Here is a 25624-nt window from a genome sequence, read left to right on the forward strand (position 1 = left end):
CGCAATTGGAATAGAAATTCTTTCTGCAACCTTGTAATAATGCTGCAGCAACAGCCCTAATGCCTAAACCATTTCCTCCGTCTACTAACATTTTCAACCAATAAGCCCAGGGGGAGGGTTCTCCTGCTTTTTTTCCTAGAACAGAAGAAGAACGAAATCGTTCCGCAATGATAGGAATTCCCTTATTTTGGGCATAATTTTTATGTTATCTTTTGTAAGGGCTATTTTCGCAAAGATTGTTGTTTTTCGAATAAGCTCATCACCCGTTAACAATTTTCTTCGTGGCATCTTTTCGTATAAAGTCAAAAACCTATAAACCCATTGGAAAGTGCGATGAACCACTTTTTTACCATAATTAATTCAACTAAGCTATGATATTATTATCTACTTTGTTTAGCCGGAGGATAAGAAAGGTGAAAAAACTATTCGGGTATGTGGAATTCCATCAACTTATTCGGCAATACCTATTTATATTTCACTAGTTTCTTCCCTTAGCCATACTCTCTCTTCTTCATTTAAATAAGGAGCTAGCTTTGTGTACACCTCTTGATGATAATTGTTTAACCATTGCTTTTCACTCTCTGTTAACATATCTTTATTGATACCGGCTAAATCAATAGGGCAATACGTGATTCCTTCAAACTTCATAAATTGTCCAAACTCTGTTTTCTCGTCTTCAACTACTACCAACATATTTTCAATTCTAATTCCATATTTACCTTCAAGGTATATACCTGGTTCATTCGTAATAATCATGCCTTTTTCTAATACAACATGATTATTATTCCTTATGCTTTGTGGTCCTTCATGAACATTCAAGAAAAAACCTACCCCATGTCCTGTTCCGCATTTATAATCCAAACCATACTGCCAAATTGGTTGTCTTGCTAAAACATCTAAGTTAGAGCCTGTTGTTCCATATAAATATTTTACTGAGCTTAATGCAATAAATCCTTTTAACACCAATGTAAAATCTCTTTTTTGTTCATCGGTAAGTTTTCCTAAAACAATCGTTCGTGTAATATCTGTTGTTCCATCATAATACTGTCCGCCTGAATCAATTAAAAAGAGACCTTCATTCTTAAGAGTATATTGCGTTTCTTTATTGGCTTTATAATGCATCATCGCAGCATGTTCTTTATAACCTGCTATCGTATCAAAGCTAGGTCCAACAAATCCTTCCTGCTCTCTTCTAAAATCTTCTAATCTTTCTTCTGCAGCAATCTCTGTAATTTCTTCTTTGTCTACAACGTTTTTTAGCCATTTAATAAATTTCACCATGGCTAAACCATCTTTTATTTCACACCATTTTAAATTTTTTATCTCAACTTCATTTTTAATAGCTTTTAAATTAGTCGTGATGTTTGGACTTTCAATTTTCTTTGTATTACTGTTAATGGCATTATATAATCTGATATTTGTTTTATCCGTATCTAAAATAATGGCATCTTCGATTGAAAGATTTTCCAAGAATGTTTGTATTTCATGATCCGCATGTAACTCGATTCCGTCAGCCTCCAGTTCTAATTTAACCAAAGAAGGAACCTTGCAAGGATCAATAAATAAATAACATTTATGTTCTGCTACGATGACATTAGCGATTACAACTGGATTGTTAGGCACATCGGCCCCTCTTATATTCAAAAGCCATGCAATGTCATCAAGGGAAGTTAAAATATAATAATTTGCTCCATTATTTTTCATTTCTTCTCTTACTTCATTTAATTTTTCTACTCTTGATTTGCCTGCATATTTTACGTCATGAGTAAAAATGGGTCCTTTAGGAATCTCCGGTCTATCTTTCCACAGATCACCAATTAAATCTTGATTCATTTTTAATGCGATTCTCTTTGCTTTTAGATCTTTTTCCATCTTTTTAACCATATTAATTGAAAAAACATTTCCATCAAAGCCCACAATGCTTCCTTCTTTAAGAACATCTGCGAGCCATTCTGTATAAAATGGTACCCCTGGATCCACCATTCTAAATAATCTGATTCCTGAGCCCTCAAGCTGCTTTTCAGCTTGAATATAGTATCTGCCATCTGTCCATAACCCAGCATCCTCTAATGTAATAACTACAGTACCTGCAGATCCTGTAAATCCTGATATCCATTGTCTACCTTTCCAATGGTCTGCTACATATTCACTCTGATGTGCATCAAAACTGGGAATTATATAAGCATCCATTTGATTTTCTTTCATTAGCTGCCTTAACTTTTCGACCCTATCCCTGATATTCATTACAATTACCTCCATTTTCCTTATGACTAAATTGTTTACTTTCACGATCATACAGCCATACGGCTAGTACTATACTAATGATTCCGGCTGTAAGCTTTGATATGATAAACGCTCCTAACATTTCTGGAGCTACTCCTGACACAAATCCAAATTGACCACCAAATACAAATGCGCCACTTACTCCAAAGGCAGTACATACCACTTTTCCTTTAGGATTCATTTCCTTAAATGTTCCAAATATCAACAGATTACTAGCCAAATTTCCTAGAATACCTGCTACTGAAACTGAATTAATTCCAAATTTCTCCCCTATTTCTTTAAAACTATTTTGAAAAATTCGATTAATAAGTGCTAGCATCGGATATGCTCCACCTAAAACAAATGCGATCTTGCCCACTATAACAGTAGATTCAGATAGTGGTGCTAATCCTGAGACAAGCCTTATACCAAATATCACATCTATACCTTGTAAAAGTAATCCAACAATACTCAAACTCATTATTAGCTTTCCAAATACATTAAAAACTTTTATAAAAACATGAGGAGCTTTTAATAATCCTGCCCCTAAAATAATGGCAAAAACAAATATAGGTACCAGATTCCATACTAATATATTGATATTTATTTTTTGCCATAAGCCTGCTGCAAGACATCCTATTGGTATAGTAATAATTCCAACCAACACACCCTTAGAAAAATACTTTTCATCCTCTTTAGAAAGCATCCCTAACGCGACAGGTATTGAAAAACTAATTGTGGCTCCCAAAGTAGATGCGATGATAATTCCTGAGAATGCACCCATTTCCTTTGTCAAAGCTAGCTTATCAGCCATTTGATAGCCCCCCATATCTACAGCTAAAAATGCTGCAGGAACGATAGAAGGATCCAGATGAAAAACTCTACAGATTGGAATAATCTCAGCGGATAGAAAATTTGTAATTATAGGGGCTAAAGAAAGTATTCCTATCATGCCAAGCCCTAAAGCCCCCATGGTCTTTATGCCTTCCTCAAATTTCTCACCCAGTTTCAAATGATTTCCCGTAATATAATCAATAGCTCCGATTACAAAAAAAGAACCGATTAGATATAACACAAATTTGTCCATTGTTTAATCTCTTTCTATTTACTTTATTTAATTTCTCTACTAATCAGCATCTGTCGTATAAATCTCCCTATTGTAGATATAATTAGGAGTATTAACAGCTATGAGCTTGACCTTTTTGTTAGTGTAATTAGCCCAATTGTGGGCAATATTTGAGTCCATATGAACACTGTCACCAGGATACACTTCATGCCTCTCGCCATTTATGTAAACGGTTAATATTCCCTCTAAAACATAAACGAACTCTTCTCCCTCATGCTTATAGGATAATATTTCTTCATCTTTCTTTTGAGGAAGAATTTCTATAAGCCTTGGAACAAGTTGTTTATTTTCCAAATTTGTACTTAAACTATACTTAATAAAACCACCTTCTACGGAATCCATTATTTCCTGTTCATAACTTCTAAGAACCATATCTTTCCTTTTATGTGGATAATCAAAAAAATGGGTTAAATGTACTTCCAAAATATCAGCTAGTTTTTCAAGTGAATCAACCGCTATAGTTGTAAGCCCCCTTTCTAATTGAGACAGAAATCCAACAGATAGTTCGCTTTTTTCACTTAACTCTTTCAAAGTAATTCCTTTTTCAGTCCTCAATTTCTTTATTTCCATTCCTATATTCATCACTTCACCCCAAATTTCACATTCGTGAATAATATAATATATATCAGTATAATACGCAATATATTATGAAATAATTTCATAAATATGAAATTGATTTAATTAACGTTATCATATATTCTCTCAAGAACAGTCCGTAGAATTGCACAATCTGGCACAAAAAAAGACGCTTGATCTATTAGATCTTTGCGCCTAGATTGTTAAATAATAAAAATATGAAAAAGAGATATCTTATTGTGCCTTACTCAACTAAAGCGCCAATTACTCGAAGGAGAGTAGAAAACTTTTATGCTTCTCCATTCAATTAGCCGTTTTCGGTATCCCAGTTTGCCATACACTGTTGAAAAACAATGCCTAAATCATTCGAGATAAGCACCAAAATAGTTTAAGTACAATCTTTAAAAAATCATCACGCTTGATTGATTCAAAATATTCCCATTCCCGTCTTCAAAGATGTATTTTATTATTAAAAGTCATTAAACATTTTATTACCTAACATAGATGAATACAGAACGACGCGGGATTCTATGTAAAGATATCTTTGTAATCAATACTTGTTTCAATTTTACCATTTAGAAATAGCCGGTAAATATACTAAAGCAAGAACCTTCCTTATTTTTCCGATTTAACCCAACTTTTCTACAATTGCTTCACACTTGGAACAATCGTTTTAAGTGAGTGGCGGGTTAGACAGGGATTCTTACCATTCTTCTTGAAAATAAAAAAGAACTACAAATCGTTCCCCATCTCCTATAATAGTTGTAATCATAACACATCTAATCCTCAACACTTGGTCAATAATTCGAGAAAACTAAAATGACCCTGAGAATAATCCATCCCTAAGGGTCATTTATCTTTTTCATTCATTCGATTGTTTTGAAGCTTGTAGAAGCTTCTTAATTTCCATCAGTTCGCCTTCCAATCGGTGAAGGTGTTTTTGCAAATCGGCAATTTCCTGCTCTGCTTTATAGTTAATGGCGAAGTCAATAATTGACTCGTGCTTATCCCGTGCTGCCTGCCGGTTTTGGCTCATCATAATCACAGGAGCTTGGAAGGCTGCAATAAAAGATAGGCAAAGATTCAGTAAAATAAATGGCGATTTATCAAAATGGAATCGAGTAAATGGCAAGGTGTTCCATACTATCCAAACAAACAAGAAGCTTGCAAAATAAATGATAAATTTCCAGCTTCCGCCGAAGGCTGCAATTCGATCTGCCAAACGATCAGACCAGCTTGTTTTTCTTTGGTATGCTTCATCTAAGTTGGTTAGAATACTCTTTTCATAACTATCGACTAGCCGATCAATTCGGCGAGTATTTTCCTGATTTAACTCAATATCAAAGCCCTGAATTTGGGCTGCTTCTTCACTTTTCGGTGGTTTTTTAGATAAAAACCTTTTTGACATTTTAACTACCTCCTTTTTACAAGGCAGTCAGATCCAACTTTATCCCGTAGGAGAGAAGCTGAAGCCACTCTCTAATATGGTTTTTATTATTAATCCGACTGCCAATAGACTAGCTATTTCTGGCTCCGGTTCAAAGGAACTTCGACCATTCATAGAATGGCTTAACCCCCTCTCAAGAATCAATTTGTTAACTCTATATTTTATTCGTCTTTCCAGAGACTTGTCACTGCAAATGTCCAAGCTCTACCAAATAAAAATGCCCTTCAGCTCAGCTGAAAGGCATCGTCTTGCACACTTAATAAAGGAATGCAAAAAAAATGAATCCCCCAAACCGAGCTTTGGCTCTGTTAGATGCAGCTAAAAATTTAACCCGCGGATAAAGAGAGTTAATTCGGTTGTGACTCCCAGTCGTATTTCGATGTAATAATTTGATTCAACATATTAGGACTTCTAAAAGCTTTGATTATTACTAATCTATTTCTTTTTGAACCTTCCTTCAAAGGGTTCATCCGTGTTAACATGGGCGACTTTTGTTTCCTGCCCCAGATAGAATTGTTCAATGGTCCGGTCCGTGTAAACCCAGCCTTTCCAGCCAATGTGAATACTATCCTTCATAAAATAAGGGTCATATTCATGATTGGAGAAGTCCGCGACCTGGAATCCTTCAGCTTCAATTTGTTTTTTAATTCTGGCATAATAGACAAGACGCCCCCTTTTAGGAAATCCTGTATAATCATAATAATAACCGTTGACTGGTACAGAAATGAATAACGGTTTTGCACCAGATTGTTTTAATACATCAAGCACAAGTTGGAAATCTCCGTATTCTTTTGACTTTCCATACGATTCATGAATGTTTTTATTCTTTAAAGCTGGCAGGAGACCTTTTATTTGATTATATTTCGAGTTTACGATATAAAAGTGATTGTTCGTCGCCCGCTTGGCACCATATTGGTCTGCCTCCTGCACCAATTGGCTCCACGTTTTATTTCTAACGATTTGGGCGATATCTCGTTTACGGGGAGAACCTCCTGTCAAGGAGTGATATAAATCCTTTTTCTCAAGCAAATCACGATAAATAGCAGCCAATGGGCGGAGCACGATTGCTTCCCAATGGGCCCATGGATCATTCGTGATCTCCGATTTGTAAAGAGTAGACAGAATCAGATCACTTTTAACAGATGAATAGGTTAATAAACGCCTTATTGCTTTTTTCTTCACCTGAGGGTCAATCTTTTGATTAAAGGCAAAATCATACGCTTGTAAAGAAGAATAATTAGGTTCAAAATGTGATTCATCTGCACCATTTTTATTAAACCATTGTGGTGACAATACAAAAACAATCTTTTTACCTTTTAGCTGATCGATATGCTCGGAAAAATTTAAAAAATGAATCAGCGACTCGCTCCCGCCCCGCCCCACAAGAAACGGTGTAAACCCTTCATGCACTTCCTGGAAATAATCCGATGGATGAAAACGGTCCAGCCTTGCCAGTTCTGATGAACCATAGATGGGCAGATAATGATCATCCTCCAGCATTTTTTGCTGGATATACTTCCCTTGAAACATAAGTGGATCCAATTCTGTCGCCGCTTGATTGATTCGATTTTTCGAAATCAGGCTTATGATCCATTGATCTGGTATGATTACCAGAATAAATAGCACAAAAAATGCCAGAAAAATCGGAAGAAAAACGGGCTTTTTCATCTTCTAGCATCCAATTGGAGGGCGATATTGTTCGGAGTGTTCCAACTATCGCGGTCAAATTCTGTAATCGGGACCGTAATCCCGAAACGTTCTTCGATTAGAACAAGTAACTGTACCGTTCCGAATGAATCTAATAAAGCCGATTCAAATATATCAAGATCCAGATTTTCCTTCACAACCTCATCCTGACAAACTTCCGCTACCAATTCTATTACTTGATTCTTAAATTCCATTGTCATTACGCTCCTTAATTAATAAAATGTCCTGAAAAAATATAAAATCCAAAACAAACCACGTGGAAGGTGATCAAATTTTGAGCCATAATGAATGCCGTTAATTACTCTGAGCCGCGCCAAACTTCACTATACGTGATTTGTTTAGTATCAGAGATAAAGGCCATTGTTTCCGGTTGTGAAACAGCAAGGTCTTGAATGGTTTGTAATAACTTCATAGGAAATCCCCCCTTAATTAGAAATCATTGTAAATATACGATCCTGCACTTGCATCATTGAATCCATACATAAAAAACAGCAAGAGAAGAATAACCAAGTAATACAAAAATCTGCAGACCCACCTAACTTTTTCTTGGTAAACAAAAGCCTTTATTTTTTGGCCCATAAAGAACACCTCACAATAAAATTAGTCCATCTTATCAATCAAATTTTTTACTACTTCAAAGTTTAATGGCGAATCAAAACCAAATATGGGGCAATAAAGGGTTAAGGGGTTATCTATTAATTGATGTTATTAACATATGTTGCTTAAATTTTTTTTTCATTAAAATTCAATGAAAAGAGTCTGAATTTTATCCTTATTTTCCCAAAAAAACAATGAAAAACCGGTGCTTTCACTAACAGCACCGGTTTTTCATTTATAACAGTAAGTAAGGACATAAAGTACAACATTATGAATATTTTTAGACTCGACAAAAGCACTTTTAAACCATAATGAATGCACTGGAATATATAAATACACATAAGAGTTTTGCTAAAGCCAAATTTAAAGCACCTCTATTAGAGATTTAACCAATATAACAAAAGAAAGATCCTTAAAATAGACCATCCAAATACCATAAAATTTGCCCATCCAATTCCCTTTATACTACTTACCTTTCAAAAATGGAGAAACCAAGTAATGTATGCTCTATTAATTTTGTAAAGTTCATCTATTTCACCGTCTTATTGATTTCATAATTATATGCTAAATGTTCTTTGATAACTCGAAGTGTTCTTAATTGTTCATCCTCTGCACCTTGAACAGGCAGACCGGCTTCGATATTTTTTCTTGTAAATACTATATTATCTTCCGTTATAATTTCACCCGGTATAAAAATTGGGATTCCAGGCGGATAAACCATTACAAATTCTGCAATGATCCTTCCAGCAGGGGTGTATCCTGTAGGGTTATTCGGAAAGTTTAGCAGTACGATTGCCTTACCTTTATCCTGTTGTTCCATTAAACGTTCCCTGAATGCCAAAACATTAAATTTTCCTAATTCATCAAAAAGCTTAAAAGTATTAAGATGGCCGCCTCGTCGAACATGAAAAATAGTTTGATAGTTTCCCCAATATTTATCTGGTAGGATAATACCGTCATTCTCATTAACAAATAGATCAGCAGCAAGACTCAAGCCGTGGGTTAAGGCATTGGTTGTAATAGGAAGCCCAATACTTTTATCATCCATGGATGGATTTTCACACAGAAGCTTCCGTTTCCATTCCAAGCGTAAATCCATTTTTCCAGAAGGCGGTGCGTAAGTGTAAATATCCTCAGGGGAATAACCTTGTAATGTTTCCTGTATATGTTCAAAATGCATAGGGACATTCTTTTCAGTTGCAATTCCTATTGTTGCATTAAAACGATTAGCTTTTTTACTTGCTTCAGCACTTTGGCTTAAGATTCCTTTTGGATAGTATAGCTTCTTGCCCAAATTAGATAATAAATCAAACACATTGGAATTATATTTAATTAAATCTTCATTTAGCTTCTTGACAAGTTCGTTCATTTTATCACTCCTTTAAAGTTAAAGTCTGTAATTATTTAATTACAAGAATAAGGATAAAATTTTGTGAACAGGTTCACAAAAAACTGTAATATATACAAGTTTTTGTTCACATCAAATACACAATACAATAATAAAGGATTAAAACATTTTTTAATCATCCACTTATACTCTTTTTTAACCATCCACTCCATAGAAAAAGATAGAATACAGTCCTTACTATTTAAATGTAAATGGATGGTAATAAAAACCTATGATTGGATGTTTTAAAAACTGATAAACCTTTAATAGAATGAGAGTTGTATCTAACGGGTCTTCTCGTGCAATAGGTAAATATTGTATAAGCCAATAGAGGGGAAAAGAAGGAATACATCTGGAATAGGGGGAATAAATTATCTTAAATGATTTCAATCATAAAAATATTTCGGCAGGTTTGACTGCGGGAATATTCGTCATAACAGGTCCAACCGCTCTTATATTGAAAGCATCTGCAAATGGAAACTTCAGCTCAAGCCAGTCGATTTTATGGATATTTGCAGTCTACGTATTTGGTGGGTTATTCGGAATTATTCTTCCTATGTGTAGTAAGATACCGATCGTTGGTGGTCATACACTTACTGGTGTAGCATTTTTGGCAACGATGACCTCTCAGTTTACCTTTTTTGAATTGATTGGAGCATATTTAATTTCAGCAATACTAATGGTCATCATCGGATTTTTTGGTTTTTTCTTAAAATTTGTTAAGTTAGTGCCTAAAGAAATAATTTCTGCAATGCTGGCAGGGATGATAACCAACTATATGGTGAATTTTATTGTTTCCATAACCAACCTATTTATAGTTGGATTATTTTCTTTAATCACCTTTTTTATTTTTTTTAGGTGGAAACTTAAGTTCCCACCTGTAATTCCAGCAATTATTATTGGGTTTATTGTTTTGAACCTGTTCTATCCATTGAATAGCATTGAAGGAACTTCAGCAGTGTTTATGCCTAAAATTCAGTTACCTGACTTTAATACATTAAGTATACTTTCGATATCTATCCCTCTTACTCTTCTTATTCTAAGTAATGATATAGCAGTTGCGATTGGTGCATTGGAACAAAATGATTATCGGACTCCGGTAAATAAAATTATTTCCTTTAGTGGGCTATTTTCATTAATAACTAGCTTTTTTGGAGGTCAGTCCGCAAATATCGCAGGTATGGCAACTGCAATCTGTTCAGATGAAGAAGCGGGACCAAAGGAAAAAAGATACATGGGGGCTGTATTAGCTGGTGTTCTTCTTTTAGTTTACGGTGTATTTGCCTGGAAACTGGTTCCACTTATTCAAGCTCTGCCGAAGGAGTTTATTTCAATAATTGTTGGATTTTCTTTACTAAATGTGTTCGGAAATAGTTTGCATCAGGCTTTCTCGAAGCATTCAATAAAAATAAGCACTGTATTTGCCTTTATTATTACTTTATCCGGTACTACATTTCTAAGTATTAGTGCTCCGGTTTGGTCCTTACTTATAGGTTCATTCATTGCTCGATATATCGAAAATAATACAGAAGAGAAAAGCAAAAAAAGGGTAAACAAAACAGCATAAGTTTGAATTATGTATTAAATGAAAGACTTCTAAAAAATAAATGAGATAATAATAAAAAAGGTAGAAATTATCTAATTAATTCTACCTTTATCTAACCTGCTAGCATTAATAAGCTTATAATTAGTTTTATGCTTCCACAATGTAGTTGTAATTAAAGGAATTTTAGTGCATCTGCAAACCTTTTGATTCCTTCATGTATTGATTCTTCATCTTCCCTTGCAAAAGTAAAACGGACAAACCCCTTTTTTGATCCCATTGTTGAACCTGGGACAAAAATGACTCCTCTTTTGATTGATTCTTCCAGCAAATGCATTTCATTATAGTCTTTTTTCACCCTGCACCATAAATGAATTCCTCCTTGAGGGATGGAAAATCCCACTAAATCGCCTAAATAATACTTTAGGCTAGTGACAATTTGATTCCTTCGTTTCTCTAATTCTTTTACCAATCTTTTGATATGCAAATTAAAATTTTCCGATTCTAGAAAGTCATTTGCAATCCATTGAGTAAAACTTGCATGCCCAAAGTCAATTTGTTGTTTCGCATCGGATAACCTTTCAATCACCGGTCTTGGTCCAATAATCCAGCCAATCCTTAACCCAGAAGCAACGATTTTTGATAAAGAGCTTATATATAATACATTTCCGTGGATATCCATCGATTTTAATGTTGAGACTTCTTCTCCTGTAAAAGAAGTTAAACTATATGGATCATCCTCGACTACGGGAATCCCGTATTCAGAAGATATTTCTAAAATAGCTTTCCTCTTAATTTCACTAAGTAACGTCCCTGTGGGGTTTTGATAAGCCGGATTCAAAAATATCATTCTGATTCGGTGTTTTTTATATAATGTCAGCAAATCATCCGGATTAATACCATCCTTACCTATTGGTAAATAATATGGTTTAATTCCTGCTGTTTTAAATATTGGAAGATTGTAATTGTAAGAGGGATCCTCTAAAGCAACTGCATCTCCTGGTTTTAACAGACATTGAACAACCAAGTGCAACGCTTGTTGTGCCCCTGATGTAATTAAGATAGAAGAAGGATTTGTTTCAATTTTACGACACTGCCTGACATGCTTTGTAATGGTATCCCTTAATACCTCGTTCCCGTGTGGATGATCATACCCTAAGCTTCCAATAAAAGATCTAGTTGAGGTAATCTCCCGTAAGAATTTCAAAGGAAAAATATCTTCCGACAATTCTCCGCTTGCTAGATTGATCAACTTATGTTCTACTGCTTCTTTTCGTATCATTTGTATTACAGGTTGATTTGGTAAAAACGAGCCTGCCTCGATATATCTGTTCCAGCTCGGTATACGCTTCTTGGTAATTCCCCATATATCTTTACTTATTGTCGTCCCGCTTCCCCTTTTCCTTTGAATCAGTCCATTTGATTCCAACTCATCATATGCAGCAACTACTGTACTTCTGTTTACGCTAAATTCCTTAGCTAATTTTCTTTCGGAAAGTAGTGGTTTATCAGGAGGAAAAGTACCATCTGCAATTCCATTTTCGATAAATTCGGCAAGCTGCTTATATATAGCTTTTTTGGCGTTTCGATCTGGTTTCCACTCCATATTCAACATTCCTTTTTAAATGATTTTTCGTGGTCTTATTATTTTCTTTTTTATTACTATCAGGAAAAATCCTTTATTATAAAAAAACCTATCGTCATTACGACAATAGGCTTATTCATTAGGTAAAAAACACAATAAATATTCCAAGAGCAATTAGAATTAATGGAATAGAAATTGCATAAATCAAAGTCAAATTTGTAGTGTTTCTTTTTGTTGAACTACTGTAGTTTTCGTCACCTTTTCCAACTACTAGCAATGTAGCAATTATCGATATTACAATTACGATAATTACCAAAAAAGCTAATATCTTCATGTAACACCTCTTAGGTTACAAAATAATATTTATTTTATGAGGATTGCAGCTATATATTGATTAAAGTCAACTCGCCACAAATTAATATTAGTTTATTTGTCAAAATTATTAACCATCCAATTCAATATAAATTTAACCAACCACTTTATTATCCCATAAACTTCATAAACCTCTCTTCATAAGAAAAGATTAACAATCGCCTAAAACATATTTCACAGAAATGCTATTTTCAAAAATAAGAGAAAGAAATTTATCCCTCTATAATTTCAGCATTAAAAAAAAGAAGTGGAATTTTCTCCCCTTCTTTTTGTTACTTTAACGCCTCAACTTGGCTAGCTTTGTCTTTCCTCCGGCTGATTCTGTTTTTGGCTCTCCTTTTGGTGGAATTCCATGTTGGAGATGATTTTACTTTCACTGTTTAACCACTGCATAAGCCAGCCTATCTTTTTCGGCTTTTCTTCCTGGACTGCTGCAACTTCCTTACCCGCAATCATGACTTCCTCTCGGGATTTATTTCCAGCATTCCTTACTTCCGCTCGGGCTTTCTTAATAGCACTCATGACTTGCTCTCGGGACTTCTTAACAGCATTCATGATCTCCCCACTGGTATTCTTCACTGCTACTTTATTGCTATTTGTTTCTTGTTGGTTAACTGACGATGCTTCTTCATTGGCTATTGCCGTTTCATTCTGATCTGCCTGCACCAACTTCCGTTGCTGCTTACTTTCCCGAAGCGAATAAATCAATTCCCCAATCGTCGTTACCACACTCGCCGTAACGGCAGCACCAATCACTACATTTCTCCTTTTCATCTTCCATTCTCCTTTTTTGTTTGATTTATGCAAATTCCTGATTGAAACCATAAATCGCAAAAAAACATGTGGAAAATCCTGAAGGCTCTTATATCCTTATCTTACCATCAAAAGGTGTTCTCTAAAGTTACAAAAAAATAACATTTGTATTTTCTAATTTTAATGTTTTTAAAATAAAACAACCAAAGAAGCAGGCTTGTTAGCTACCCTTGTGAGCTGTCTTTTGTTTGTACTGGGCCATTTAAGGAAATTAAATCTATCAAAGCTCATTATTAAGACTTTTCTTTTTGGTATCCAAAACATCCACAAACACACCAACTTCTCTCTCAAACACCATCTTAACCGTTCCAACCGGGCCATTTCGCTGCTTAGCAATCTCAATTTCAATAATCTTGTTTTCTTCATTTTCTCTATTGTAGTACTCATCCCTGTAAAGGAGCATGATCACATCTGCGTCCTGTTCGATGCTGCCAGAGTCTCGGAGGTCAGACATCCGGGGGCGTTTATCAATTCTTTGTTCCACTCCCCTTGACAATTGGGATAGCAGAATTATCGGAACTTGATATTGTTTGGCAATCCGTTTCAATTCTTGTGTGATACTGGCAATCGCCAGATCATGACGGTCATGTTTCCCCGTTACGGAAATTAGCTGAAGGTAGTCGATTACTACAAGATAATCGCTGTCTGGAAATTCCCGCCTTGTCTTTTGTATCCTTGCACGGATGTCGGAGACAGTTTGTGTGGAATGGTCATCGATTTGGAAATTCCATTTGTAATAAATCTCAAGCGCTGTCGTTGCTTTTGCTCGGTCCTCCTCCGTAAAAAGCCGGTAAGAATTCCTCCATTTGGCGCCGTCTATTCCTGTTAGGTTGCTTAACATCCTTTTAACGAGCTGCTTGTTAGGCATTTCAAGAGAAAACAAGTCAACAACACCGCCTTTTTTACAGCAGTTCATAGCCAGGTTCAAAGCAAAAGCCGTTTTCCCCACTGAAGGTCGGGCAGCCAGGATAATTAAATCCTCTTTATTCCATCCACTTGTCATTTGATTGAGCGAAACAAACCCTGTATCGATTCCCTGAAGGTCACCATGGTCTTCATACATTTCATCGTAAATCTCCATAATGACATCCTGTTTCGTATCCTTATGCACCCGGCCGAGCTCTTGCATGTGGATATAGGTTTGGTAGAAGCGTTCTGCGTCCTCCATACTTCCATTATTTAAAAAGTTAGCTGCAACCCGCTTCAGCTCTCGATTTTTATAATGTTCCAGCACAATCCTTTGGTACTCCTCAACATTAGCAGCCGACGGACATGTAACGGACAGCCGGGAAAGGTAACTAATACCGCCAATGGCTTGGAGTTTTCCCGTACCTAGTTGATCCATCATGGTGATCATATCAATCATCCGTTCTTGCTGCCGAAGTTCCAACATCGCTTTAAAAATGAACTGATTACCTCTCTGGAAAAAATGTTGTGGTTCCAGAATAAGTTCGTGGATGATGGACGGCTCTAAAAAGACCGCTCCCAAAACCATATTTTCTGCCTCAAGTAGTTCAGTTTGTTCATCGGCATAATAGCCACTCTGGCAAAGGTTTCCTAACTGCATATTGTTTGTCCCGTTCAATTCGCTCTCTCCCTTCCTGTTCCCATTGTTTCATCTTATCGGGAAATGGATTTCTTTTTTCACAAAAAGCAGCAATGTCTGAAATGGTGGGTGGAAAAGGGCTTTTTGCTATGTATGACATCAGATTTTGCAGAACCCGGTTGTAGTCCATTCCACTTAGGGTTTTTATCCATAGAATGATCGTTTCATCACTGATTCTAAACTGGGTATAGATAGATTCAATTTTTTCTAGAATTTGATTTGCCTCAATATGATCCATCACTAGCACCCCTTACCCAAGACGCCCCTGTTCTTCTAGGCGCCTTATTCTTTCCTGCAGCGTTTCAGATTTACTATGTTTTTTCACTTTACTTTTATGTATTCGTGTTAAAATCGCAGTTTCATAATATACCATGCTGTTAATCGTTCCATTTGGGGTATTTTTTATGTAATTGAAATACGTCTCTTCCATCCAGTCTAGAAGCTTATCTAACGGAATATTATGCTTCGCCACTCTCTCCAATGCATTTATGTCCTTTACAGACAAAACCCTGCCCCGGTTTCGCAGTGTAATGAACCGTTCAGTGATCGCATTTTTTCTCGATTCATATTCCCCTTCCGACTGGAGGGAACTCTCCTGATCATCTTCATTTTTTTCTTTCTCTTTCTTCTCTATTTCTTGATTTAGTTGCACATTCGTTTCGTGCAAGTTTCCTGATTGTTGCATCATCGTTCCGTGAATGGGAGGGCAAAAAAAATCAATATTCCCGCCATTTTGAATGTCCTCATACCGCAGGACAGTAAATAGAGTTCCGATGCTTAATTCTTCTGTAGTGATCAATCCTTTTTTGACTAGTTTATCAGCAGCCCGCTTAATTGTACTTTTTGAATACAGCTTCTCTCCTCTGCCTTCCCGGTAACCAAGGTCTTCCACTAGTTTCGAATACGCTCTGATGTATTGCCCTTTTTTCAAAGGAATCCCGCAGACCATTTTTCCATCTTCCCGAGATGCCTGTATCAACAACAGCAAAAATAGTCGAAACGGAACAACCTCTTTCCACAATTCTGTCTCCAGCACATCCCGATATAACTTCACCCAACCGCACATATCCTGTCACCTCTTATTTATTCATTCATCCTTTATATAGATATAAGGAAGGGAAATGGTTAGGTAAGTGGAAATAATTTTTGTTTTTTTATGACATTCTGGTGAACTGGTGGAAGTGTAATGGCAAAAAGTACTGCTTTGCATATAAAAAAAATCCGCTAAGACATTGATTAGCGGATTAAAATAAATATTTATCTATTTAGACCTTTATTTTTGGGAATAATGTTGTAAATTGTGTAGATTGAACAAAGCCTTCATTTACAAAAATCCCCAACTTGAAGCATCCTCGAGAACAATTAACCTTTTTTTACAAGTGAATGACGATTAAGAACATTTTTAACCGCACCAATATATTCGGTCAGTGCCCTTTGACTAACTGCAGCGGTTGGCACGACACCTTCAAATCCGTGAAAACACCCCGGATACAGATGGAATTCAACATCAACGCCAGCCCGACAAAGGCGGGTTACGTAATCCAGTGTTTCATCACGAAATGGATCTAATTGTCCTACACATGTATAGGTGTAAGGCAGACCTGATAAATCAGTTGCTCGCGCTGGGGCTGCATATTTGGATACATGATCTGTACCATTTTCACCATTTAAGTACATAGTCCAACCTTTTTGATTCAAATCATGATTCCACACCATATTACCTGTTATTTCTATACTAGACGGTGAATTATTACGATCATCTATCATTGGATATAATGGCATTTGGAAACATAATTCGGGACCTTTTCGATCTCTTGCAAGTAAAGTAAGTGCTGCGGTTAATCCGCCCCCAGCACTTGCTCCCGCTGCTCCAATCCTAGAGGAATCAACCCCTAATTCAGATGCATGTTCAGAAAACCATTTCAGCACAGCATAACAATCTTCTAATCCTGCTGGGTACGGATGTTCTGGAGCGAGACGATAATCTACGGAAACTACTACACAATTCGCTTCTGTCACAAACCGTTGGCACAAAATATCATCCCCTTCAGGAATGCCAAGGACATAACCGCCCCCATGAATCCATAATAGGCCAGGTGAAACACCATTTTTTTCCTTCGGTTCATATATTCGTACCCTAACGGCAGGATGATCCTGTGGACCAGGTACCATTCTGTTAGAAATTGAAACAGACTCATCAACGGGGATATCAATAGATTGCGAGATTACCTTCATACCCTGTCTTGTCGCCTCAAGATTGTCTAAATCAAGTGGCGGAAATAATTCAAGTACCTCTCTTAATTCAGGATCAATTCTATTTTTCATATATCAATACCCCCTAAATCATTATTTCTTCTATTTGAACTTATTCAGAGAAATGCAATGTATACGTTTACAATTCAATAATCTACTTACTTCTCATTTAAAAAATTATGCTGTTAATCCACCATCGATTGTAACAATAGAACCATTCATATAACTAGCTTCTTCTGATACCAAAAAGTAAACAACATTAGCTATCTCCTCAGGTGTAGCAGGTCTTCCAAGTGGACCATTCTGCTCAGGGTTATTCATATCCATATGTTTCGTCATATTTGTTTCGACACCGCCTGGACAAATAGCATTTATCCTTATCCCTTTTGATCCATATTCTACTGCGGCCGTTTTCGTTAGACCTATTACCCCATGCTTGGACGCAGAGTATCCCCCTAAATAAGTTGTACTTTGAACGCCTGCTGTCGAAGCTGTATTAATGATCACCCCAGATTGTTGCTCCTCCATGACCTTTAATACATGTTTAAGTCCTAGAAAAGCACCTTTTAAATTCACTGCTATCACTCGATCAAACATTTCCTCGCTATAATCGGCTAATAGAGTTGGTTTACTAAGAACACCAGCATTATTAAAAAACACATCTATTCTTCCATACAAGTTTTTAACAGTGGAAACATATTTTTCTACATCAGAGTTTTTCGATACATCTGCTTGAATAAAAATCCCTTCACCTCCACTTTCTTTTATAAGACAAAGTGTTTCTTCTCCTCCTTTTTCATCTAAGTCAACAACAACGACGCACATTCCCTTTTCTGCCAATTTAAAACTTACAGACCTGCCTATGCCACTTCCAGCTCCAGTAATTAACGCTACACCATTTTTTAAAGACATTTATACACTCCCTTTCTGCGAGAAACTATCTTTAGTAGACAAAGTAAATCCATTGTACCCCATAGCAGCAACTTCATTACATTTGTGCTTATATGTGTCAAATCCCCCAAGATAAATGAGGAAACTCCGTGGTTTACCTGCAATATTTGAACCGGTGTACCAGGAATCAGTTTTCACATAAAGAGTCATTTCCGCAACCTCTCGGCAATGCTTGCTCCATGCTTCTTCTGCCTCTACCGTTGGTTCGAAAAATTCTATATCATGTTCACGCAGGTAATCTAAACAATCGCCAATCCATTCAACATGCTGCTCAATCGCCGTTGGCATATTTACTAGTACGGACGGACTCTCAGGCCCCGTAATCATAAAGAAGTTAGGGAAACCAGCAGTTGCAAGACCGAGATAAGTTCTTACCATAGAACCTTCTTCCCATTTTTCCTTCAGTAACACTCCGTCTTTGCCTCGTATATCAATTTTAAATAATGGTCCTGTCATCCCGTCATAACCGGTAGCAAAAACAAGGATGTCTAGTTCATGCTCTTTTTCCTTTGTTCGAAGCCCTTTTGGAGTAATCTCTACAATTGGCGTCTTCTTGACGTCAACTAACGTGACATTTTCTCTGTTATATGTTTCATAATAATCAGTGTCCAAGATTGGACGTTTTGTGCCAAAATAATAGTTTGGAAGCAGCTTTTCAGCGATTTCAGGGTTATGGACGATTTCTTTTATTTTCGACCGGATAAAATCAGCAGCGGTATGATTCGCCTCCTCATTAATTAAAAGATCGTAATAAGCGGATGTTAAAGCATAACCCCCTTCTTCCCAAGCCTTTTCATATACCTGATGACGTTTTTCCGGTGGATCCGATAGAGCTGAGATAGTACGAATTTGGATTCCATTGCCCGTTTGGGATTCGCGCATCTGTTTTTTAATTTCGTTAAAGTTTGCTTTCGTTTGATTAATAAACTCTGGAGCATAAGGGTGATTTCTGGCTGGCATTGTATATTGTGGGGTTCTCTGAAAAACAGTCAAGTGATCCGCTTCTTTTGCAATAACGGGGATAGCCTGTACACCACTTGACCCAGTGCCAATTACCCCAACCCGCTTTCCTTTAAAATCCACTTTTTCTTGAGGCCATTTGCCGGTATGATACCACTCACCCTCAAAACTTTCTAAGCCATTAAATTTAGGCAGATTGGCAGCAGAAAGACATCCTGCGCCTGAAATGAAATACTTTGCAGTTACACTTGTACCATCATTCATTTGAATCTTCCACCTGTTACTTGTTTCATCGTAATGTGCAGCAGTAATGCGTGTATTAAAATGAATGTCCCGACGCAAATCAAATTTATCTGCTACAAAATTAAGATAACGTAAGATTTCCGGCTGTTCAGGATATCTAGAAGTCCAAGTCCACTCTTGGTAAAGTTCTTTAGAGAAAGTATAGTTATAATAAATACTTTCGATGTCACAACGTGCTCCAGGATAACGGTTCCAATACCATACACCACCTACCCCGTCCCCAGCTTCATAGACACGTGTAGAGAAGCCCGCCTCTCGTAAATAATGAAGCATATATAATCCAGAAAAACCAGCTCCTAGAACGACTGCATCCAAGTAATTAACTTGATTTGTTGACATCATTTACCTACCTCCCCAACTTTCAATCAAAATGAAAATAACATTTTACCTGTTTTGTTTGAAAAATCTCCCTCCTAACACTTTTGGGTTCATCTCAAGGTGGACATCTCAAGCTGTTTATCTTAAAGTCTATACCTTTTTGAAATAATTGAATATTCCGTATTTTTAGAGTATAATATCCCTAAAAAAAGGGGATGTTTTATGGTTTTTTACTCTACCATTCAAGAATCTATTCAGGGGCTTGGGTCTATTTCAAGTCACGAGGAGCAGCTTTTTAAAATATTAGAGATTTACATGGAACTTTTCCCTGTCCAAAATTCTTATTTACTAAGATACTCTCCTCTAGGCTATCTCGCTGAAGGAGTAATTTTCCTCGATTCTACCGGGGGGGTACATATTGGTGAAATACGTGATGATATTCGTTCTATTCCCATTATTTTTTCAGCGATTAGTGAAAAGAAAGCAAAATTTTGCAAAGGGCTTGAATATCTTAAACAAATGGGCAGCAAATATACCATTACTTCCAACTTTAATTCCCTGTTAGTTGTTCCGATTTGCTTTGGTTCGTTTGTCTTCGGTTATATATGCAGCTCAGATTTTGAAGAAGGTTCATTGATCGATGATCAGCTGCTATCATCTTTTACCCTTTATGGGAAATTAGTTGGAAAAGTGATCGCTAATTGGAATAAAGAAGAGGGAATGCAAATCCTAAGTCGAAGAGAATTAGAAGTAATGAGAAGGATAGCATATGGAGAAAGCACAAAAGAAATGTCTGATAATATGAAAATTAGCGAATTAACGATTAATCAATATGTAAAGACTGCGGTTAAAAAGATCGGCGCAAATAATCGTTCACATGCAATTGGAGAATTATTTAGGAAAGGGATTATTTCATAGCCTTAAATTGAACAAAAATATTAGCGCCGCATTCCCCTTCAATTCATGTGATCTGTAATTTTAAAAATTTGGGCACCAAGCATGGCATCCTTAACTCCTGGCCACATCTACATTTGATGTGGCCTTTTTATCTTTTCAAATAAGTTAAAAAAGTAACCAATAACTAGTTACAATATTTCTAGAAGAAACTTAAGGATAAAACTTTTCAGATTTAATTACTGATTATTATATATGACTGAATTATCACTAAATCTTTTATTGAGTTCATTAAATAATAAATTAATAAAGTCTTTACTTAGATTGAGCTCAATAGCATTTTTGCATGCTTCTACTAATTTTTCAGTACTAAGTTTATGCATCTTTTTTCACTCCATTTAATTACTGCATAATACAGAACCTATTTTCCCGAATTATTTTATTACTAAGTCTGTTTTTTTGAAAAAACTGTGTTTCCCCTCTATAAAGCGAACTGTCCCTGATTTAGCACGCATGACAACATAATGTGTTGTACCTATATTCCCTTGATATTGTACACCTCTTAAAAGTTCGCCATCAGTAACTCCTGTTGCTGCAAAAATGGCATCATCCCCTTTTACAAGGTCGTCCAGTAAAAACTCAGGTAGCTAACCCGAGTTTTTTAAAATTAATACATCTTTTGGTTCAATTTCTATTTCATTTTCTAAAATCTCTCCATTGAATAAATCAGTGTATGAGTTTTTTCCAAGTGATACCTTTTGTAAAATATTGCTGTGGTTTAATATAAATATATATTCATTATTTTCCTTTACTCTTCTAGTTATCTCTACCTCTGCATCAGTTTTAAATATAGGTTTAATATTCTTTTCTTCGCAATATTTTTCAATTAATACTTTTATTAAATTGTCCTCTGGTTCCGATGCCACATATATAGCCTTTCCACTTCCATAAGAATTCTCTGTTATTGCAGGAAAGCCTTTATAGTAATCTTCTGTGAAGGTTCCTAGTACAATTGCATTTTCATTGTGAACTACTTCGCATATTAATTTACATTCAAAGGTTTGCTCATTTTCCTCCAGCTGCTTTTCTGCCCTTATTCCATTCTTCATATCAGGATATAGTGCATCAACCTCTTCTACCCATATACCAAGCAGTTCCTTAAAGGCACCTGGATATCCACCAAGTCTTACAATATCATTTTCATCAACAATCCCACTAAAGAATGTTGTTATGAATGTACCGCCCCTGCTTACAAATTTATTAATAGTTTCTATAGAGGCATCACTAACCATATATAAAAGAGGAGCTATTACTATTTCATATTTTGATAAATCTGAGGTAGGTTCAACTATGTCTAACGGTATATTTAAATCATATAAGGCTTTATAGTATTTCATTATTCTATCAATATATGTTAAATCTACACTAGGTCCACTTGAATATTCTACTCCCCACCAATTAGCCCAATCCATAATTATTGCTACCTTTGATTCAGTTCTAGAATCAATTATTTTATCCTGAAGGTATTGTAACTCCTTGCCTAATTGGCTTAGTTCTTTTCCCATCCGCGTATTTTCATGTCCAACATGAGGCACCATAGCAGCATGAAATTTTTCACAGGCTCCTAGAGATTGCCTCCATTGAAAAAACATTATTCCATCTGCACCGTGGGCTATACATTGATAGCTTAACAGCCTCATTACCCCTGGTCTTTTTTGAGCATTATAGGCTTGCCAATTTTGCTGACTAGGTGTTTGCTCCATTAATAAAAAGGGTTTTCCTTTTTTTAATCCTCTTATCACATCATGTCTAAAAGCAATTACACTTGGATGATCTTTATTTGACGGATAACTATCCCAAGAAGCAACATCACATTGTTCTCCCCACCTAAATAAGTCTAACTCATGGCTAATACTCCATATATTAGTAGTAATAGATGTTTCTTTATGATATTTTCTTATTTCCTGCACTTCTCCATTAAAGCATTCTAACAAACTATTTGACATGAACCTTTTGTAATCTATAGCCATGGGCTGAAAATAAGTTCCATCTCTTCCTGCTAAAGCACCTGGTAAAATCTCTGTTAAAGCAGATGGTACCTCAATTTCATCAAAGTCATATATTGTATGACCCCAAAAACTTGTATACCAACATCTATTTAAATTTTCTAAAGTTAAATATTTATTTTTTAACCATTGTATAAAAGCTTGTCTACAATTTTCACAGTAACAATAGGCACCATATTCATTGTTAACATGCCATAACACAATTGCTGGGTTATTTTTATAATGTTCAGCCATTTTTCCAGCTATAGTACTTGACAATCTCTTATAGTTGGGACTATTTGGACAAAAATTCACCCTTCCACCATGTTTACGTTTGCGGCCATAAATATCCGTTCTTGTAATATCCGGATATTTTTTACTCATCCAAGCTGGCTGCGCTGCAGTTGGTGTAGCCATGTTTATGAAAATACCATTTTCAGATAGAAGATTTACTATTTTATCTAACCATGAAAAATCAAATTCCTCTTCACTTGGCTGCAATTTTGCCCATGAAAATACAGGGAGAGTTACAACATTTACTCCATGAACCTTCATTTGTCTTATGTCTTCTCTCCAAACTTCTTCATCCCATTGATCCGGATTATAATCCGCACCATAAAAAAAACCGTTAATTTTATCATTAATCATGGAAATATCGCTCCTTATAGCTCCATACAAATCCATTTTATTTCATAAGGTTTTAATGAAAGCTTAACAGCACTATTTTTATCTCTGTAAACTTCTGTTTCCTGGACTTTATCTGAATTATTTATAATTGCCACATTGCCTGTTTGCAGGTATGCTGCACACTCAGTATTGCTGTTTGAAGTATACCAAGTGAACATTTCCTCCTCTTTAGCTGCTGCCCAATATAAAGCTCTTAATAAAATTCTTACGTTTTCTGGTGTATAAGGAAGTCCTGAAATATACACTGCTCTACCCTTGCCAAATTCGTTCACAGCAAGATTTATATCTCCATTATCCATTGAAAGAATCTGTGTGTTATCGCTAACCCTATATACATACTTCATTCCTTCGCCAAAATCTATCTCTGACTTTTGATCTTGTAATATAAAGTGGGTCTCCTCTTGAGCCTTATCATGTCTAGTGTAACTTAATGTATAGCCCATTTCTCTATCCACACCTAGTATATCTGAGAGCTGGAAGTACTTACCTTGATGCTGATATGCAGTTGGTTCACCTATACCAATGAATCCGCCTCCATTATGTACCCATTCTCTTAGCTTACCTGTTACTTCATCATCTACCCAATACTTATCTCCTGACCATGCTGTGCCAGCATCACCAGCATTTATAATTACACCTATATCTTCCGGTATGCCCTTTTTCTTTATATCTTCAAAGCTCATAAAAACCACATCAACTGGCATTCCACTTAAACATTCTATTACCCCTACATATGAATATATTTTCTTATACCATAAAGCATGTGCCACCATATTAGTCTGCCAGCTTCTAAGCTTTCCCCAAGCATTTAACACAGCTACTTTAAATTTGGCAGTATACGCTTTGGTTCCTTCCATCTTGTAATGGATTTCTCTAAACTCATTAGTGATTTCTTCTATCTTCTCTACAAACTCTGGAAACTTTAGTGCAAGACTCAAGTATCCACCATAACCCATTCTTTCAACTGGCTTTCTAAGTATTGCACGCCTTGCTTGTACCCAATTTTCTACTGCTTCCTTTGTTGGGTTTCCACCTTCATAAAAGGTATCTGGAAAGAAATATGGTAGAAATCTTCCTTCTGTATATTTGACGTGAGGAATATCGGAAATCAATCTTAAAGTAGCTCCGCTTCCCACAGAGCCTACCACTGAATCTAGTCCAATGTTTCCAAAATAATCTCCATAAGGTTCTGTTCCAATCCAGTTATCACCTAAAAACATCATTGCTTCTTTTCCATAGCTATGACATAAATCAACACATTTTTTAGCATTTCCAGATACAAAGCCTTGAACAAAATCAATCCAATCTAAAAATTCCTTAGAAGGTACTCTAAAGGGGGAATTATAATATCCTTCATCAACGAAAGATTCTGCTCTCAGCCTGTAGCCTTTAATCTTTTCAAATTCATCCATGGCCTTTGGACTTACACTTGCACTGTAACCAAACCAATCAACAAACTTTTCCTTTGCTTTGTCATTATAAGCTATTGTGAAGTGGTAAAAAAATGTAGTAAATCTAACAACATCTACGCTGGGATTCTCTTTAAGCCAATTATCTAAATAGCTAAAGATATGCTCCCTGGTTTCTTCATGGATTGCATCATAAGGCATCTCCGGTGCTGTAGTCCAATTATTTGTTAGATGATTATACATTTGAGTTGTATCCCAAACTTGATATGCTAAAAAACTCACAGTATATCTGTGCCACTTTTTAGCATTGTTGATTACAACCTTTTGAGTGTTGTAATCAAACTCCCAGTGGTTCACATCTAACAACTCGCCACTAGTTCTATCTATAACCTCCCAATATCTTTTAATATCATGGTCCTTATCTATTTCAAATTGTCTATTAAAGTATCCATCTAAAAGGTCTATTTCTAACACCTCGTTTGCAGCGGTATTATGCTTAGACATTAAATACTGCATTTGCAGTTGATCTCTATGGGAATAGGCCCACTGTTGATCATTTCTAACAGTTAAATAGGTTGTGTATACCTTAACTGCCATATCCATTAATTCCTTTGATAGTATAGTACCATCACTATTTCTAATGGCATCTGCTCCCCATTTTTCTATAATTCTTTTAACCTCATTATCAATTCCTGTTTCTGCCGGTAAAGTAAATCTACCTTTTCTTAAATCTTCTATCACTGCCTTTTCCTCCTTTTACTCGGAACCCTGGATTTTCACTTC

At 36.0% G+C, this 25624-nt stretch carries 21 protein-coding genes and 1 pseudogene; 2 read left to right on the forward strand and 20 right to left on the reverse strand.

Going from position 1 to position 25624, the window contains the following annotated elements; genetic code table 11:
* Positions 1-468 precede the first annotated feature (468 nt).
* The 8 genes from AC59HZ_RS11710 to AC59HZ_RS11745 all read right to left on the reverse strand — a co-directional run bounded on the left by AC59HZ_RS11710 (position 469) and on the right by AC59HZ_RS11745 (position 9084).
* On the reverse strand, positions 469-2244 hold the full coding sequence (locus AC59HZ_RS11710) for an aminopeptidase P family protein (RefSeq protein ID WP_496546050.1): 1776 nt from the start codon (positions 2242-2244) through the stop codon (positions 469-471).
* A complete protein-coding gene (gene eutH, locus AC59HZ_RS11715; protein ID WP_496545966.1) occupies positions 2228-3349 on the reverse strand; it encodes an ethanolamine utilization protein EutH in 1122 nt (373 codons plus the stop codon). The genes AC59HZ_RS11710 and eutH overlap by 17 nt, the downstream gene beginning before the upstream one ends.
* A gap of 39 nt (positions 3350-3388) precedes the next feature.
* A complete protein-coding gene (locus AC59HZ_RS11720; RefSeq protein WP_496545967.1) occupies positions 3389-3970 on the reverse strand; it encodes a helix-turn-helix domain-containing protein in 582 nt (193 codons plus the stop codon).
* 856 nt (positions 3971-4826) lie between these two features.
* Positions 4827-5372 carry a DUF1003 domain-containing protein gene (locus tag AC59HZ_RS11725; protein ID WP_496545968.1) on the reverse strand — a complete coding sequence of 182 codons (546 nt, stop codon included), beginning with the start codon at positions 5370-5372 and terminating at the stop codon, positions 4827-4829.
* A 474-nt stretch (positions 5373-5846) separates the two neighbouring features.
* Positions 5847-7079, reverse strand: coding sequence for a D-alanyl-lipoteichoic acid biosynthesis protein DltD (gene dltD / locus AC59HZ_RS11730; protein WP_496545969.1), 1233 nt, complete (start codon positions 7077-7079; stop codon positions 5847-5849).
* Positions 7076-7312, reverse strand: coding sequence for a D-alanine--poly(phosphoribitol) ligase subunit 2 (gene dltC, locus AC59HZ_RS11735; RefSeq protein ID WP_496545970.1), 237 nt, complete (start codon positions 7310-7312; stop codon positions 7076-7078). Before dltC ends, dltD begins: the two co-directional genes overlap by 4 nt.
* A gap of 235 nt (positions 7313-7547) precedes the next feature.
* Positions 7548-7697, reverse strand: a complete 150-nt coding sequence (gene dltX / locus AC59HZ_RS11740) for a teichoic acid D-Ala incorporation-associated protein DltX (protein WP_496545971.1) — start codon at positions 7695-7697, stop codon at positions 7548-7550.
* A 547-nt stretch (positions 7698-8244) separates the two neighbouring features.
* A complete protein-coding gene (locus tag AC59HZ_RS11745; RefSeq protein ID WP_496545972.1) occupies positions 8245-9084 on the reverse strand; it encodes an aminotransferase class I/II-fold pyridoxal phosphate-dependent enzyme in 840 nt (279 codons plus the stop codon).
* A gap of 391 nt (positions 9085-9475) precedes the next feature.
* Between AC59HZ_RS11745 and AC59HZ_RS11750 the strand changes: the two genes are divergently transcribed.
* Positions 9476-10669: a benzoate/H(+) symporter BenE family transporter gene (locus tag AC59HZ_RS11750; protein WP_496546051.1), complete on the forward strand. Its 1194-nt coding sequence runs from the start codon at positions 9476-9478 to the stop codon at positions 10667-10669.
* Between the two features lie 151 nt (positions 10670-10820).
* On the opposite strand, the gene pdxR is transcribed toward AC59HZ_RS11750, so the two are convergent.
* From pdxR to AC59HZ_RS11790, 8 genes are all read right to left on the reverse strand, one after another.
* A complete protein-coding gene (gene pdxR / locus AC59HZ_RS11755; RefSeq protein ID WP_496545973.1) occupies positions 10821-12251 on the reverse strand; it encodes a MocR-like pyridoxine biosynthesis transcription factor PdxR in 1431 nt (476 codons plus the stop codon).
* Positions 12252-12896: 645 nt separating this feature from the next.
* Complete coding sequence (locus tag AC59HZ_RS11760; protein WP_496545974.1) at positions 12897-13376, reverse strand: hypothetical protein; 480 nt, start codon at positions 13374-13376, stop codon at positions 12897-12899.
* Positions 13377-13635: 259 nt separating this feature from the next.
* Entirely contained in the window at positions 13636-15000 is a 1365-nt protein-coding gene (gene dnaB, locus AC59HZ_RS11765; protein WP_496545975.1) for a replicative DNA helicase, read from the reverse strand.
* On the reverse strand, positions 14939-15259 hold the full coding sequence (locus AC59HZ_RS11770) for a replicative helicase loader/inhibitor (RefSeq protein WP_496545976.1): 321 nt from the start codon (positions 15257-15259) through the stop codon (positions 14939-14941). The genes dnaB and AC59HZ_RS11770 overlap by 62 nt, the downstream gene beginning before the upstream one ends.
* Positions 15260-15271: 12 nt before the next feature.
* Positions 15272-16087, reverse strand: coding sequence for a hypothetical protein (locus AC59HZ_RS11775; RefSeq protein WP_496545977.1), 816 nt, complete (start codon positions 16085-16087; stop codon positions 15272-15274).
* Positions 16088-16383: 296 nt separating this feature from the next.
* The gene (locus AC59HZ_RS11780; protein WP_496545978.1) at positions 16384-17346 is read right to left on the reverse strand and encodes an alpha/beta hydrolase; all 963 of its coding nucleotides are present in this window, start codon (positions 17344-17346) and stop codon (positions 16384-16386) included.
* 105 nt (positions 17347-17451) lie between these two features.
* On the reverse strand, positions 17452-18186 hold the full coding sequence (locus AC59HZ_RS11785; protein WP_496545979.1) for an SDR family NAD(P)-dependent oxidoreductase: 735 nt from the start codon (positions 18184-18186) through the stop codon (positions 17452-17454).
* Positions 18187-19830, reverse strand: coding sequence for a flavin-containing monooxygenase (locus AC59HZ_RS11790; RefSeq protein ID WP_496545980.1), 1644 nt, complete (start codon positions 19828-19830; stop codon positions 18187-18189). It lies immediately after the preceding gene.
* Positions 19831-20028: 198 nt separating this feature from the next.
* On the opposite strand from AC59HZ_RS11790, the gene AC59HZ_RS11795 reads away from it, so the two are divergent.
* On the forward strand, positions 20029-20724 hold the full coding sequence (locus AC59HZ_RS11795) for a response regulator transcription factor (protein WP_496545981.1): 696 nt from the start codon (positions 20029-20031) through the stop codon (positions 20722-20724).
* A 215-nt stretch (positions 20725-20939) separates the two neighbouring features.
* Here AC59HZ_RS11795 and AC59HZ_RS11800 read toward each other — a convergent pair whose 3' ends face one another.
* The 4 genes and pseudogenes from AC59HZ_RS11800 to gnpA form a co-directional block, all read right to left on the reverse strand.
* Positions 20940-21083 (reverse strand): sporulation histidine kinase inhibitor Sda, encoded by a 144-nt coding sequence (locus AC59HZ_RS11800; RefSeq protein WP_496545982.1) that lies wholly within the window; start codon positions 21081-21083, stop codon positions 20940-20942.
* Between the two features lie 51 nt (positions 21084-21134).
* Positions 21135-21332, reverse strand: a pseudogene (locus AC59HZ_RS11805) (fructose-bisphosphatase class II); the annotation flags it as partial.
* Between the two features lie 15 nt (positions 21333-21347).
* Positions 21348-23393, reverse strand: a complete 2046-nt coding sequence (locus AC59HZ_RS11810) for a beta-galactosidase (RefSeq protein WP_496545983.1) — start codon at positions 23391-23393, stop codon at positions 21348-21350.
* A gap of 14 nt (positions 23394-23407) precedes the next feature.
* The gene (gene gnpA / locus AC59HZ_RS11815; protein ID WP_496545984.1) at positions 23408-25582 is read right to left on the reverse strand and encodes a 1,3-beta-galactosyl-N-acetylhexosamine phosphorylase; all 2175 of its coding nucleotides are present in this window, start codon (positions 25580-25582) and stop codon (positions 23408-23410) included.
* Between the last annotated feature and the right edge of the window lie 42 nt (positions 25583-25624).

The organism is Neobacillus sp. DZ-9 (assembly GCF_059587065.1).

Excerpts from the sequence above, each read along its gene's own strand:
- AC59HZ_RS11725 (WP_496545968.1), bottom strand. The coding sequence starts at position 5,372 with ATGTCAAAAAGGTTTTTATCTAAAAAACCACCGAAAAGTGAAGAAGCA.
- dltX (WP_496545971.1), bottom strand. The coding sequence starts at position 7,697 with ATGGGCCAAAAAATAAAGGCTTTTGTTTACCAAGAAAAAGTTAGGTGG.
- AC59HZ_RS11785 (WP_496545979.1), bottom strand. The coding sequence starts at position 18,186 with ATGTCTTTAAAAAATGGTGTAGCGTTAATTACTGGAGCTGGAAGTGGC.
- AC59HZ_RS11770 (WP_496545976.1), bottom strand. The coding sequence starts at position 15,259 with ATGGATCATATTGAGGCAAATCAAATTCTAGAAAAAATTGAATCTATC.
- AC59HZ_RS11720 (WP_496545967.1), bottom strand. The coding sequence starts at position 3,970 with ATGAATATAGGAATGGAAATAAAGAAATTGAGGACTGAAAAAGGAATT.
- eutH (WP_496545966.1), bottom strand. The coding sequence starts at position 3,349 with ATGGACAAATTTGTGTTATATCTAATCGGTTCTTTTTTTGTAATCGGA.
- AC59HZ_RS11800 (WP_496545982.1), bottom strand. The coding sequence starts at position 21,083 with ATGCATAAACTTAGTACTGAAAAATTAGTAGAAGCATGCAAAAATGCT.
- AC59HZ_RS11790 (WP_496545980.1), bottom strand. The coding sequence starts at position 19,830 with ATGATGTCAACAAATCAAGTTAATTACTTGGATGCAGTCGTTCTAGGA.
- dltC (WP_496545970.1), bottom strand. The coding sequence starts at position 7,312 with ATGGAATTTAAGAATCAAGTAATAGAATTGGTAGCGGAAGTTTGTCAG.
- dltD (WP_496545969.1), bottom strand. The coding sequence starts at position 7,079 with ATGAAAAAGCCCGTTTTTCTTCCGATTTTTCTGGCATTTTTTGTGCTA.
- pdxR (WP_496545973.1), bottom strand. The coding sequence starts at position 12,251 with ATGGAGTGGAAACCAGATCGAAACGCCAAAAAAGCTATATATAAGCAG.
- AC59HZ_RS11760 (WP_496545974.1), bottom strand. The coding sequence starts at position 13,376 with ATGAAAAGGAGAAATGTAGTGATTGGTGCTGCCGTTACGGCGAGTGTG.
- AC59HZ_RS11710 (WP_496546050.1), bottom strand. The coding sequence starts at position 2,244 with ATGAATATCAGGGATAGGGTCGAAAAGTTAAGGCAGCTAATGAAAGAA.
- AC59HZ_RS11795 (WP_496545981.1), top strand. The coding sequence starts at position 20,029 with ATGGTTTTTTACTCTACCATTCAAGAATCTATTCAGGGGCTTGGGTCT.
- AC59HZ_RS11775 (WP_496545977.1), bottom strand. The coding sequence starts at position 16,087 with ATGTGCGGTTGGGTGAAGTTATATCGGGATGTGCTGGAGACAGAATTG.
- AC59HZ_RS11810 (WP_496545983.1), bottom strand. The coding sequence starts at position 23,393 with ATGATTAATGATAAAATTAACGGTTTTTTTTATGGTGCGGATTATAAT.
- AC59HZ_RS11745 (WP_496545972.1), bottom strand. The coding sequence starts at position 9,084 with ATGAACGAACTTGTCAAGAAGCTAAATGAAGATTTAATTAAATATAAT.
- AC59HZ_RS11780 (WP_496545978.1), bottom strand. The coding sequence starts at position 17,346 with ATGAAAAATAGAATTGATCCTGAATTAAGAGAGGTACTTGAATTATTT.